Source organism: Mycobacterium sp. pUA109 (genome assembly GCF_041287095.1).
Classification (GTDB): Bacteria; Actinomycetota; Actinomycetes; order Mycobacteriales; family Mycobacteriaceae; genus Mycobacterium.
Genome location: NZ_JBGGKS010000017.1, coordinates 74,093 through 87,047 on the forward strand (window position 1 = coordinate 74,093; position 12,955 = coordinate 87,047).

At 63.3% G+C, this 12,955-nt stretch carries 12 protein-coding genes; 7 read left to right on the plus strand and 5 right to left on the minus strand.

The features are described from left to right. Positions 1-158 precede the first annotated feature (158 nt). From ACAG26_RS19380 to ACAG26_RS19395, 4 genes are all read left to right on the plus strand, one after another. Positions 159-1,325, plus strand: a complete 1,167-nt coding sequence (locus tag ACAG26_RS19380) for a CaiB/BaiF CoA transferase family protein (protein ID WP_370484759.1) — start codon at positions 159-161, stop codon at positions 1,323-1,325. Between the two features lie 121 nt (positions 1,326-1,446). Beyond that, positions 1,447-2,559 carry an epimerase gene (locus ACAG26_RS19385; RefSeq protein ID WP_370484691.1) on the plus strand — a complete coding sequence of 371 codons (1,113 nt, stop codon included), beginning with the start codon at positions 1,447-1,449 and terminating at the stop codon, positions 2,557-2,559. Between the two features lie 29 nt (positions 2,560-2,588). Then, positions 2,589-3,614 carry an NAD(P)H-dependent flavin oxidoreductase gene (locus tag ACAG26_RS19390; RefSeq protein WP_370484760.1) on the plus strand — a complete coding sequence of 342 codons (1,026 nt, stop codon included), beginning with the start codon at positions 2,589-2,591 and terminating at the stop codon, positions 3,612-3,614. Then, entirely contained in the window at positions 3,605-4,399 is a 795-nt protein-coding gene (locus ACAG26_RS19395) for an enoyl-CoA hydratase-related protein (protein WP_370484692.1), read from the plus strand. The genes ACAG26_RS19390 and ACAG26_RS19395 overlap by 10 nt, the downstream gene beginning before the upstream one ends. Here ACAG26_RS19395 and ACAG26_RS19400 read toward each other — a convergent pair whose 3' ends face one another. After that, the gene (locus ACAG26_RS19400; RefSeq protein WP_370484693.1) at positions 4,400-5,656 is read right to left on the minus strand and encodes a cytochrome P450; all 1,257 of its coding nucleotides are present in this window, start codon (positions 5,654-5,656) and stop codon (positions 4,400-4,402) included. Between the two features lie 558 nt (positions 5,657-6,214). Between ACAG26_RS19400 and ACAG26_RS19405 the strand changes: the two genes are divergently transcribed. Beyond that, positions 6,215-6,547: a hypothetical protein gene (locus ACAG26_RS19405; RefSeq protein ID WP_370484694.1), complete on the plus strand. Its 333-nt coding sequence runs from the start codon at positions 6,215-6,217 to the stop codon at positions 6,545-6,547. Beyond that, the gene (locus tag ACAG26_RS19410) at positions 6,544-7,716 is read left to right on the plus strand and encodes a cytochrome P450 (RefSeq protein WP_370484695.1); all 1,173 of its coding nucleotides are present in this window, start codon (positions 6,544-6,546) and stop codon (positions 7,714-7,716) included. The genes ACAG26_RS19405 and ACAG26_RS19410 overlap by 4 nt, the downstream gene beginning before the upstream one ends. A 158-nt stretch (positions 7,717-7,874) precedes the next feature. Here the strand turns inward: ACAG26_RS19410 and ACAG26_RS19415 are convergent, their stop codons facing one another. From ACAG26_RS19415 to ACAG26_RS19430, 4 genes are all read right to left on the minus strand, one after another. After that, positions 7,875-8,969, minus strand: a complete 1,095-nt coding sequence (locus tag ACAG26_RS19415; protein ID WP_370484696.1) for a hypothetical protein — start codon at positions 8,967-8,969, stop codon at positions 7,875-7,877. 167 nt (positions 8,970-9,136) lie between these two features. Further along, a complete protein-coding gene (locus ACAG26_RS19420; RefSeq protein WP_370484697.1) occupies positions 9,137-9,802 on the minus strand; it encodes an EthD domain-containing protein in 666 nt (221 codons plus the stop codon). 150 nt (positions 9,803-9,952) lie between these two features. Then, positions 9,953-10,402: a nuclear transport factor 2 family protein gene (locus tag ACAG26_RS19425; RefSeq protein ID WP_370484698.1), complete on the minus strand. Its 450-nt coding sequence runs from the start codon at positions 10,400-10,402 to the stop codon at positions 9,953-9,955. A 100-nt stretch (positions 10,403-10,502) separates the two neighbouring features. Next, positions 10,503-12,059 (minus strand): AMP-binding protein, encoded by a 1,557-nt coding sequence (locus ACAG26_RS19430; RefSeq protein WP_370484699.1) that lies wholly within the window; start codon positions 12,057-12,059, stop codon positions 10,503-10,505. A 216-nt stretch (positions 12,060-12,275) separates the two neighbouring features. Here ACAG26_RS19430 and ACAG26_RS19435 point away from each other — a divergent pair, with 216 nt between their 5' ends. Further along, on the plus strand, positions 12,276-12,878 hold the full coding sequence (locus ACAG26_RS19435; protein ID WP_370484700.1) for a VOC family protein: 603 nt from the start codon (positions 12,276-12,278) through the stop codon (positions 12,876-12,878). Positions 12,879-12,955: the final 77 nt, after the last annotated feature.

Below are 12,955 nucleotides of genomic sequence, written 5' to 3' on the forward strand. Positions count from 1 at the left end.
ACGCATTTAGTTCCACGGGCAGCCTTAGGCAAACGACGTTAGGTATTTCGTATTATCGTGCCATATACGCTCCGTCACGTCCATGTCTAGACCGGTGGCGTACCGGTAGCTTGACCGAACAACCGACAAATGCCGTGACCGCACGAAAGGGTTTGATCATGGGTTGGCGCCAGGACGCGGGCCAGGCCGGGCCGCTCGCCGGGATACGGGTCATCGAGCTGGTCGGAATGGGCCCGGGCCCCTTCGCCGCGATGCTGCTCGGGGATCTCGGTGCCGATGTCCTGTGTGTGGATCGTCCGGGCGGACCGGAAGGTGCGATCTCCCCGGAGCTGGATCCGACCCGACGGAATCGTCGTTCGGTTTGCGTCGATCTCAAGCGGCCCAATGCAGATGAATTGATACTCCGCCTCGTCGAGTCCACGGATGCGTTGATCGATGTCTTCCGGCCGGGCGTGGCCGAGCGTCTTGGAATCGGGCCCGACGAGTGCCTTGCTAGAAACCCTCGGCTGGTATACGGCCGGATGACAGGTTGGGGGCAAGGCGGGCCGCTGGCAGCAGACGCCGGACACGACATCAACTACGTCGCGGTTTCGGGTTCACTGGACCTGATCGGCCGTCGAGGCGAGGCGCCGGTTCCGCCGCTGAATCTGCTCGGTGACTACGCCGGAGGCGGGATGCTGCTCACAATCGGCGTCCTGGCTGCTCTGGCGAATGCTAGCCGGTCGGGCCGAGGCCAGGTCGTCGACGCGGCGATGGTTGACGGCGCATCGCTGCTCACGACCTATATTCACGGGCTTCGCGCGGTCGGGGCTTGGCAGGACCGGCGCGGTATGAACCTCATCGACACCGGCGCACCGTTCTACAACGTGTACCAGACCGCCGACGGCAAGCACGTCGCCGTCGGAGCATTGGAGGCCCGCTTCTACCGGAATCTCTTGAACCGACTTGGGATCGACGACGTGGACCCGGCCGACCAGATGGATCAGACGACGTGGCCGGCGATGACGATACGGTTGGCCGAGATATTTCGGTCTCGCACCAGGGACGAGTGGTGTGCGCTTTTCGAGGGCGCGGATGCTTGCGTGACTCCGGTGCTCGCTCTGGGCGAGGTCGCTTCGCATCCGCATCATCGGCACCGAGGTTCCTTCACCCAGGTTGATGGTGTGTTGCAGCCCGCACCCGCTCCGCGCTTCAGCCAAACGCCGACGAGTATCCGACGGCCGCCGCCGAGACGTGGCCAGCACACCGACGAGGTGTTGTTGGATTGGGGCTTACAGGCCGAGGAGATCGTGGCGGCTCGACGCCAGGGAGTCATCGGCAGCTGATGGCTGGTGGAACCACGTGCGCGGCGCAGCGCTGGCGGATCACGGCGGGTAGCGACGGCGACCGGTATGTGGTTTGATGACAGCAACCAATTACTGTTTGGTTTAGCGATGGGTGGTTTGCATGAAAACGCTTGTCATCGGTGGGAGCGGCGCCACGGGGGTGCCGGTGTTGCAGGGCCTGCTTCAACGCGGTCACGACGTGACGATGCTGCATCGCGGGGTGCATGAACCCGCTGAGCTGCCCGACGTTCCGCACATCCACGCCGATCCGCATTTCCCGGAGACCCTCGCCGAGGCGGTTGGCAACCGTTCCTTCGACGTGGTGCTAGCGATGTACGGCCGAGTCACCGCGATCGCGGAGGTCTTTGCGGGCCGGTGCGGGCATTTGATCAGCATCGGTGGGGTGCCCGCCTATCGCGGTTGCCTGCAACCGGAGACGGTCACCCCCTACGGCATGGCGCTCAACGCGCGCGAGGACGGGCCGCTGTCCGACGGAACGGAACCGGTGCCCCGCTTCGCAGGGTTGATCCGCGCGGCCGAGCGCGCGGTCCTCGATCGGGCCGCGGCGGGCGCGTTCCGCGGAACCGTCATCCGCTATCCGGCCATCTACGGGCCCCGCAACCTGGTGCCGTGGGAATGGTCCGTGATACGTCGAGTCCAGGACGGCCGGGCCCGGATGATCCTTCCCGACAACGGTTTATGGATCATCTCGCGGTCCGCCGGGCAAAACGCCGCCGAGCTGGTGCTCAGGGCCGTCGACAACCCCGAGATCGCCAACGGCCAGGCATACAACGCCGGTGACGATGACCAATTCACCGTGCGGCAGTGGGCGGAGGCGGTCGCGCAGATCATGGGCGGCGACCTTGAATTCGTCGGGATCCCCAGCGAGCTGGCGGGTTCGGCGCTCGTCGAGCTGCTGCCGCCCACCGGCCGGCCGCACATCCTGTTGGACAACACCAAGGCCAAGCGGGAGCTGGGTTACCGCGAGGTCATCCCGGCCCGCGACGCCATGATCGAGGCCGTCGAGTGGCTCATGGCGCACCCGGTCACCCCGGAGGATTATCCGCTTTATCCCGCGAGGTTCGACTACGCAGCCGAGGACCGGCTGATCGAAGCTTACGCGCAGGCGGTGGCCTGGGTGCGTGACCAGGCTCCTGACGAGGCCCCCGACGTCCGCCACCCGATGCCTCACCCGAAGACCGTTTCGGTCGGCCGAGACGAAGGCGGCCGCTGACCCGTGACCAGGAGGTATCCGTGAGCACCATGTGGCGTCGATTCCAGGATCTGGTCGGCATCGCGCACCCGATCATGCAGGATGGCATGGGCCCGTCTCCGACCACGCAGCTGGCCGCCGCCGTGTCGGCCGCCGGAGGTCTGGGCACCGTCAGCTGTCCTTCCATCGTCAACAGCTCCGAGCAGTTCCTGCGCGAAGGCTTTCGGGCGGCGATCGAGCAGGTGGCGGCGAGCACCGATCGGCCGTTTGCCGTCAATGTGCCGGTCGGTCGGACCGCCGACGGTGAGCTGCTGCTGGTGAGCCGCATCTGCATCGACGAGGCCATCGCGGTCAAACGCGACGGCGGCCGGACCGGAGAGCAGCTCCGCGCACTGGTCACCTCGGCCGGCTTCGCCGGCGAGTTCGGCTCGGCCATCCGGGAATCCGGCCTGGTGCACATGGCCAAGGTGGGCTCGGTCCGGCACGCGGTGAAGGCCGCAGAACACGGGGCCAACGTCATCATCGCCTCCGGCTACGAAATGGGTGGGCACACCCACGCCAAGGCCGTCCACACCATGGTGCTGGCCCCCCAGGTGATCGATGCGCTCGACATTCCCGTCGTGGTTTCAGGCGGGATCTGTGATGGTAGGGGACTGGCCGCCGTGCTGGCGATGGGTGGTGCCGCCGCCGCGATGGGCACCCGCTTCATCGCCACCCAAGAGCACCAATGGCACTCGGCGTACAAGCAGCGCATCGTCGATTCGCAGGAGTGGGAGGATGTCGTCTATGGCGGGATCTACGCCCCCATTCGTGGCTTGCGCAACAGGGGTCTGGAGAGCATGGAGGATAACCGAAAGACCATGTCGCCCGAAGATTTCCAGGTATGGGAGGAAGAGCAGATCCGCAAGGCTCAGCGCGACGGCGACGTCGAGAACGGCCTGATGGTGGCAGGCCAGGTCGCCGCGGCTGTGCATGACATCCCGACGGTCGCCGAGCTCATCGAGCGGATCATCACCCGGGCCCGCGGACTGCTCGGCGAGGCGGCGGTGGCGCTGGAGGAACCGGCATGCCGGTAACTGAGACCGTCCACGACAGCGGCGGCTTGGCCGGCGTCGCGGAACTGGTCGTCGAGAGCCCGCCGGTCAACGCGTACTCGATCACCGACCTCGCCCGGCTGGCCGACCTACTGCGCAGTTACGACAACCGCGATGAAGTCCGCGCGGTGCTGTTGCGGGCACGAGGCAAGGGGTTTTGCGGCGGAGGTGACCTCAAGGAGGTCCAGGGTCTGCCGGGATTTGACGGCATCCTGGGCCAGGCCAGGGGATCCCAGGACGCCAGTCTGGCCATCGCCGATTGCGCGGTGCCGGTCATCGGCTGCGTGCACGGCTACTGCATCGGCGTCGGGGTGCTGCTGGCGGGCACTTGTGACGTGCTCGTCGGTTGTCAGGGAACACGATTCGTGCTCGCCGAGGTCGACAATGGCGCGACCACCGGCGGTGTACAGGCGCTCGGCCTGCTGCCGGAACGCCGGATGCGTACTGCGATGTTCACCGGCGAGCCGTTCGACATCGCCGAGCTGCATGGTTACGGCAGCGTCTACCACGTGGCGGCGACGGCCGACGCCGCGGTAGCCAAGGCGGTGGAAGTCGCGACGACGATCGCGGGTAAGGCGCCGCGGGTCATCCGGGCCATGAAGTTGGCGCTCAACAACACCGCGGGCCGCGACCTGCGCCGACTCTATCGGCAGGAAATGAGCTACACCTTCGAGCTGAACATGCTCGGTGACGCCAGCAAGGCTCGCCAGACCTTCTTGGACGGTGTCCGTGACGGCTATCTGGGTGACACCGCCGCGCCGCGCTGATCAACCGCCCGCGGTGACGGGCTCCAACCGGATCGGCAACGACTCGGCGTAGCCGCTCAGCACCCGTGGTCCGGGTGTGAAGGTCGCGGGCATTGCGACGTAGCCGTTGACCAGTGGGATGGTGGGGTAGTGGCGCACCTGGTCTCTGTCGATGCGATAGTCCGGAAGCCGGCGCAGCACTTCTTCCAGCAGAACCGCCATCTCCACCGGTGCGAGAAACGCCCCGAGGCAGCGGTGCATCCCGAACCCGAAGGACAGGTGCTTGCTGTTGTTGGCGCGGTCGAGTTTGACCAGCTCCGGGTCGGCGAAGACGTCGGGATCGTAGTTGGCCGAACCCAGCGCCAGCCATACCCGGTCTCCCGGCTCGAGGTGCCGGCCGCCGATGTCCACCGGCCGCGCGACCGTGCGGGCGACGCCGGGGCCGGGGGTGAAGTAGCGCAGCATCTCGTCGACGGCGGCGGGGATCAGGGTGGCGTCGGCCGCCAATGCGGTTCGCTCGTCGGGATGCTCGTCGAGGTAAAGGAACATGCTGGCGATCAGCGCGGTGGAAGTATCGATACCGCCGTTGAGCAACATAAACAGCAGTTCGGTGACCAGTTCGTCGTCAATGGGTGCGCCGTCGACCTCCGCGGTGAGCAGCGCGTCGGTTAGATCACCCCGGGTGCCTGCCGTCGACCGGCGCTCCCGGACGGTGTCGCGCACGTCGTCCAGCAATCCCGCGAGCTGGTGGGCTGAGCCCTTCTCCCGGTAGACGGCCTTGTGCAGGATTGTCGCGTAGTCGTTCCACTTCTCTAGTGACAGGCCGAAGTAGTCCAGCGAGATCATCGCGGGCAACGGATTGGCGACGTCGTCGACGAAGTCGAGGTTACCGGCCTCGATGACCCGGTCGACGGTCCAGGACACGATCTCGCGCATCCGCGGCCGGTACCTGTCAATGGCCTTACGCGACAACCAGGGAGCCAAGACCTGTCGGTAGTTCTGCGATTGGGGCGGGTCCATCTCCATCATCCCCATTCGGACCGGGTTGGTCGGCACCGTGACACCGCCGCGTACGACGTTGTCACCGAACGTCAGATCGCGCCCGCAGACGAATGTGTCGTGATCCCGCAGCACACGTTTGGCGTCGTCGTACCGGGTCAGGATGAAGAAGCCGCCGTGCCGGTCGCTGTGCGCCACGGGGCAGGTGTGGCGCATCCCGGCGTAGATCTGCCGCCACTGCTCCGCGAACTCTTCAGAATGGTGGTCGAACTGCTCCACAGTGATCTCCGGTTATCGATAGGGTCCCCTCGTCCGAGTGCGAGAGGTGATGTCGCCACAGTATCGAACGGCGTTAGATATAACAAGGTTCGTGCCTTCGTCAAACGTCGACGAATTGATGTTGGTGCACCCCCCCGCGGCCGCCACAATGTCCGTGCGTGCTCGGCGTTCCGTCATCGCGGTTGGCAGAAGGCTGTTCGTGGCGAGTTGACTGTCGGTCGTGAGTGTCTCTGGGCAGTCGGCGAGCAAAGGCTAGTTACCGATCAGCTGGTGCTTGCGGGATTCGGGCGCCAGGGCGTGAACACCCACGCTTCTTACCACCGACCATCTGACACACACGCCTCGTCAGGTGTTCGATGTGGGCGCGAACAGTGCTGCATGACCACACGCAGACGGGGATGGCAACTTCGTCGTTCTCATCGCTTGACGGCCCCGATTGACGTCGATTATGTTTAATCGAACAATGATGGATTGATGGCGTTTGCTAACGCGGTAGGCCGAACGCTCGACGTCTGGGAGCCTGTGGTCCTGCACTCCTGCGCGATAGATGGGAACGATATGACCACGAACATGGTCCGCGGACCCATCGAACTAGCTGGCGTGACTGTTCCGAACGACGCAGCGAATCTCCACCCTGATCGTTGCGATGACCCCACCACCCCCAACGGCGGTTGCGACGAGAGGCGACGGATCTTCGGTGCCGGACCACACGATTGTGCTGGAGAGCGCCCCGCTGATATGCGCCAGGCGATCGAGGAAATGCTCGCCACATTCCCCGATCTGCGCCTCGCCGACGGATCGGCGGCCATCCGGGGGTCTGGTGTGGGCCGCCGGGGCGTGCACCACCTGCCCGTCCAGTTCGTCCCCGTCAGCGAGGAAGCCACCGTATGACCGAGTCGCCCGACAACGAGATCCTGTCCCACTTCGACGTCTTCAACCCCGACCATTCCCGTCGGAAGTGGGAGATCCTCAGTCAGGCGCGCGAAAAGTGCCCGATCATGAACACCGACGCGGACGGCGGGTACCACATCATCACACGTTACGCCGACATACGCACCGTCCTCGAGCACCCCGATACTTACTCCTCATCGTCGCCGTCGATCAATCCCGCTCCCGTCCGACTGCCGCCGCTCGATTCCGACCCGCCCCTGCACCCGGATTTTCGTCAGATCCTCAACCCGTTTCTGTCGCGGAAATACCTGCTCACTAGGGAGCAGGAAATGCGGGATCTCGCCGCCGAGACGATCGACGGGTGGATCGATGACGGTCGGTGCGAGTTCATCGACGATTTCGCGATCCCGTTCTCCTCGGGTGTGCTCTCCCGTCTCATATTCGATGAAGGCGACGAAGGACAGATCGCCATCGGGGTGCGGATCATCAACCGGATTGTGAAAGACCAGTCGCCGGAGGCCATGTTCGACATGGCGATGTTGTGCGCGACTTATCTCGCGCGCCGGGAAGAGGACGACCGGCCACGAGATGATCTGCTCGGTGCGCTGCTCGACGCGCAGGTCGGGGGGCGAGAACTCACCGACGATGAGCGGCTCGGCGTGGTGACCGTGCTGTTTTTCGGCGGCCTCGATACCACCCGTGCGGCCATCGGCAACATCATGGTCAACCTGGTGGCGAATCCTGAGCTGGAGGGTCGGATACGAAATCCGTCATGGGTGCGCCATGACATGGACGAGTTCCTTCGGTACGAATCGCCGGTGACGTTCATGGCACGGGTGGTCACCCGCGAGACGGTCCTCGGCGATATTCCGCTGAGTCCGGGGGATCGGGTATTGGTCCACTTCGCTTCCGCCAATCGGGACTCGGCACAATTCGCCGACGCCGATCAGTTGCGGTTCGACCATCGCCGCGGTGGCAACGCCGCATTCGGTCTCGGCATTCATCGGTGTGTGGGTTCGAACCTGGCCCGCCTCCAGCTGACGATCGCCTGGGACGAACTTCTGAAGCGGTGTACCAACTTTCGGTTGGCTTCAGGCACTGAGATCGAGTACGCCACAGGTCAGGTCCATGGCCCCGAGCACCTACCGATCGTCTTCGACCGAGTCTAAGCAGGCTTATGGATTTGGGGACGGTCGGGTTGCCATGGTGACGAGCGCATGATCCAGGCTCGTAGTTCTTCCCGCTTACTGTAAGTAAGACGAGTCACCAATTTTCATACCGCATGTGCGCCGACGCGGCAGATTTCACTGCTGCATCCGGCGTCCGATCAGTGATGGGCCGAGTCGGCGAGGCGCATGTCTCTACGCCAATGTACTGGTGGGATATCTGTAGGTTTAATGCCGGCAGGTGCGGCGACGACGCCGGGGATGGACTGGATGAGGCAAATAGCGAAGCCCACGTAACCGGGAGCGCCGGTCTCGCCGGCCATGTTGTCCAAGTTAGTGAGGGTGGGTTCGATGCTCAGGACGGTCTTGGTCGAGGGCCGCCCCTCGATCGAGAAGATCCATTGGCACTCTGCGGTGACATGTTCGGGCTTCATGACTGGGGTTAGATACCAGCCGACGCGCATGACGATGAACGGCTCATCGCCCACGTAGCCTGTGGATTCGTAGGCGACTCGACCTACGCGACCGGGTTCGATCGTTAGGATCGGTGACTCCAGACGTTGAGGAGCAGGTTCGGAGAAGGATGTGGCTTCGATACGCGAGAGTTCGACTCCCACCTCTTCCGCCACGTGTTCAATCATTTGGAACCAATACTGCTTCTGATACCAGAGCGCGGGGCTGTCCTCCGTCATAGCCTGTGCGGGATCACCGTTTAGGCCTATCACCTGCAGGATGCCGGGATTGGCCTGCTGGACGCAGTCGAAGTACTCCTCGATCTTGATCTGCCGAATGTCGTTGGAGTAGCCGGTCAGCGTCATCGCTAGGCGGTGGGTGACGAAGTCTGGGTTCGCTCCGCCGGCATAGAAGGTGCCACCACCGCTCTCAGCGGCCTGCTGAATTCGCTTCTCAAACTCGGGGTCACGCGCCTTGAGGTTGTTATACGGGTGCGAAGTGATCACGTTGTGGCCGGCTTCGAGCAAATCGACCAAGTCGTCGATGGTGTTGGCGCCGGGATAGTCCAGCGCCGTGTGGATGACCACGTCACAACCCAAGTCAAGGAACTCCTTGCGGTTCGTGGTGGTCGTCACGCCGATTGGCTCGACGCCGACAACGGTGCCGATGTCCCGCCCACTCTTGGCATCGGAGTAGACGAATGCGCCGACAATCTCCAACTCCGGAAGCCGGATCGCCTCACGCACGCAAATAGACCCGACATCGCCTGGTCCCCACACTGCGACCCGGTACGGAGCTCGCATGACATACCCCCCTCGTAGCTGCTACAGCGCGGATCCGGACTCGGGGAAGAGTGTAAGTGTTTTCGAAGGATGATTCAATACTGTTCCTCGACGTGTAGCGGGGGTGAAAATCATTGTGGCCCATGCAGCGCGCTGGTCGGGAGCGCGGCGGCATTGTGCCGTATGGCTCAGATGAGGAGCTCGAACAGGCCGAGTGACGATCGACTGTGATCGATGAATCGCTTCTCGTCCTCGTAGGCGGTCTCGGCGATCTCCGGTTGGGCCATCGTGCTGGTGAACGCCGCCAGGGAAGTGAAGGAAATGGAAGCAGCGCCATCGAAGTCCGCGTGCCCGATTCCGGATCTTGTTGCCACCTGGGCGGTGGCATCCGGGTCAGTGTGCAGTTGCCGGTAGCCTGCCAGCCCGGGCATCGTGATCGCCAAGGGTGCATGGTGATTCAGCCAATAGTCGTGACATTGTCCTCGCGACAGCGTCGGTTGTCGTCGAAGTGCCAGAACAAGCCTCAGTCGGGCGTCAGGTTCTTCGGAAAGCAACCGATGTTCGTGCCCGACAATCACCGCAGAGCGAGCGAGGTCAACGCCGTCGATGTCGGCGAGAACGGCTGCCGTCACGTCAGGATCTCCTTCGAGGATGTCAACGACCGCTTCAAACGATGGGGCCGCGCCGCCACCAGAGCGGTGGTCAGTTCTGGTGGGGTCATCGGCTAATCGAACCGACGCTTGCAATTGGGTCTTGCTTCGCTGCTGTACGACTGTGCTGAGCGAGGCGATCAGATCCTTGCGATCATCAACAGGAGAAATCAATAACCGACCGATTGATGTAGGACTTTTCATATCACCACCGTAGTTTCCATTATGCCCAAGGCCTTGTGGTCATCGGGGCATGGCCAGTTTCAGTGAGGCTGTCCAGTAGGTGCCGTGTTGCAGAGGCGACGATCGGAGCAGTGGCGCCCGCTGCCGCGAAGGGGCCCGGTTGAGGAGACCTCAGTAAACCGTCATTACCGCTGGGTTTCCGGCGCGGGTGATGAGCACAAGCTTCCGAGACGCAATACGCCATCCTGCCTCCGTTCGCTCATAATGGTCGGTGTAGGTACCTGTCACGGTGAACGTGTCGTTTTCCAGAACAGGAAGTGCTACTTCGTTCGCGACATGGTGTGCGGTCACGTGTATCAGGCCGTCGGCCTGATCGGCATTGATGCCGCGAAAACGGTAGGTGTGAATCAAGTGTTGGGTCGCTTGGCAGGACGATGCCGACGTCCGGAAAAAGTTCACAATGGCGTCGATGCCATGATGGGGGGTCGAGCCGTCGTATTCGATCCGGGCGTCCACGGTGAAGACGTCGCGTAAAGCGTCGCATTGCCTGAGGTCGATGGCAAATGCGTAGTCGGAGATGAGGTCTCGCAGTTCAACTCGGTCCTGGATCGGTAATGTCATGGTTCCTCATTCATCATTGTGTGCGGTGCGGGCGGCGATCGTCGGCGCACACGAGGTAATTGGCCCGGCCGCCGCGCCGCGTGCATTCCTCACCTCAGCGTTAGTTGTCGAGGTAGGCGTCGCGCAACCGCTGCCGGGAGACCTTGCCGGTGACGTTGCGGGGAAGCTCAGCAACGAGCGTGAGCTGCTTGGGTAATTTGAACCGCGCCAGTTTGTCGCCGGCGAAGGTATGCAGATCCGCAAGGGTTGGGGTGGTACCGGCGACCGGCACAACCACCGCCAATCCGACCTCGCCCCATTTGTCGTGGGGTACGCCGACGACAGCGATCTCGGCCACCGAGGGATGCAGGCCAAGGACGGCCTCCACTTCGGCCGGGTAGACGTTCTCCCCGCCTGACTTGTACATCTCCTTGGTGCGACCGACCGGATAGTAGAAGCCATCGGTATCACGCCAGGCTGCGTCACCGGTACGGAACCAGTCGCCGGTAAAAAAGTCTTCGCGATCCTTACGCCAATAACCCACCGTGATGCTCGGTCCGCGCAGCCAGATCTCACCGGTCTGGCCGTCGGGCACATCGTTGCCCGACGAGTCGACCAAGCGGATATCGGTGTGGACCGCGCCACGACCCGTGGAACCCTGCAATGCTTTGGGTAAGGAAGCCGCCTCGTCGTCCAGTGCCGTTGCCAAGGGCCCCATCTCGGTGCCGCCGTACTGGGGCTGGAGTGGGATGCCACGGTCGGCCCAGGTCTGGAGCAATTGGGGCGTTGCGATTGCTCCGGCGATGAGGAAGTGACGCGCATGGCTGAAGTCGGCCTCGGTGAACTCCGGCAGACCCGCCATCGCCTCGTACATTAGTGGGATCGCGGCAAAGTGAGTGACCGGCGGCGTGGAACCGGTAAGCGCAGCTAGCACCCGGTCGGGTACGAACCTGGTCATCGTCGTGACTGCACCACCGAAGTACAGGATCGGGTTAGCCAGCACGTTCAGACCGCCGGCGTGAAACAGCGGCATGGGGTTCAGTTGGTGGCAGTCCGGCTGGGAGAAACCGGTGGTGTGGGCGCCGTTTAGCGCTTGCCAAGCGAGTGTGCCGTTGGTGGACAAGGCGCCTTTCGGCTTGCCGGTGGTACCGGACGTATAGAGGATATGAGTCGTATCGTCGAGGTTGATATCGGCGCGCGGCGGCAGGTAATGGGCGGTCGCGACGGCGTCCTCGAAATCGACGATCCCGGCGCGTGAGGCCGTGCACCACGCGAGCCGCTGCCGGATGTGTGCCTTGTCGGCCACCGCCGCGGCGGTTTCGGCCCAGACAGCGTCGTGGATCATCACGGTGGGTTCGGCGTCTACGCAGATCTCCGCCATCTCGTGGGCCGTCAGCCGCCAATTCAGCGGTACGAAGAGTGCTCCAAGCCGCATCGCCGCGAACTGGGCTTCGAAGACGCGGGGGTCATTCTCGGCGATGGCGGCGACACGGTCTCCCTTGCCGACACCGAGATCGCGGAGAACCGCGGCGATGCGGCCGACGCGGGCATCCAGCTCGCTCCACGTAATACGCCGGCCGTCCTCGACGCAGCCCAAGACCAGTGCGTCGGGTCGGTGGTCGGCGTGATAGGAGACCCAGTCGTGACCACCGAATCCCATGCCCTGTTCTCCGATCATCTGTGTTTGGCAGGTTTCACTAGACGAACGTCCAGCGCCGACGGGCTCACTTCCCCTTGCTCAAACTAGCCTAATGTTGTTAGGTTTGCCTAGCGGCGTCGCCTGGTTAGCGGCTGCGTTCGCGGGCGGGATGCAGGACCGGGATCGAAGCTGTCGCAAACGCCTCGTTGCCCGCCGTAGCACCCGAGCGTCGCCAACACGGATAAGGATCTCGTCATGGCATTTCATCATGTCGCCGTCGCGTCGAAGGACGTCAAGAAATCCCATAAGTTCTATACCGAGGTAATGGGCTTCACGCTGAAGAAAGTGGTCAAGCGCCAGACTCCGGAGGGCGGCTGGACCAAGCACATCTTCTACGACACCGGGGACGGTGAACTGTTCGCGATCTGGGACCTCCGGGGCATCGAGGGGGTCGTCGTCGAAGCAGGCCAGTGGCAGGGCGGCATGGGCGGCGGCCTGCCCTACTGGATCAACCACATTGCTTTTGACTGCGGCGACATCGGCGCCCTGGAGGAACGCAAGCAGCGCTGGCTTGACTACGGCTACAACGTGGCCGAGGTCAAGCACGAGTTCATTCACTCCATTTACACTCGGGACCCTGACGGCACACTGGTCGAGTGGACCTTCGACACGCAGCCGCTGACTGAGGCGGATGAGCAGGAGGCCGTCAAGCTGCTTGCGGACGACACCCCGGCCCAGGTTCCCGATTACGAGAGCGTGAATCACCGGTCGCCGTATTTCGCCGCGCGCCTCGAACTGGAGAAGCGGGACGCAGAGTTGGCCGCGGCCGAATCTTCCCCAAAAATTAATCAACATTAGCTTAGTTGCGAGGTCGGTGGGCCCCCGAGGTCAGCTAGCTCGGCTGGTTCCGGATTGCCTGGCAACGAATCCAGTAA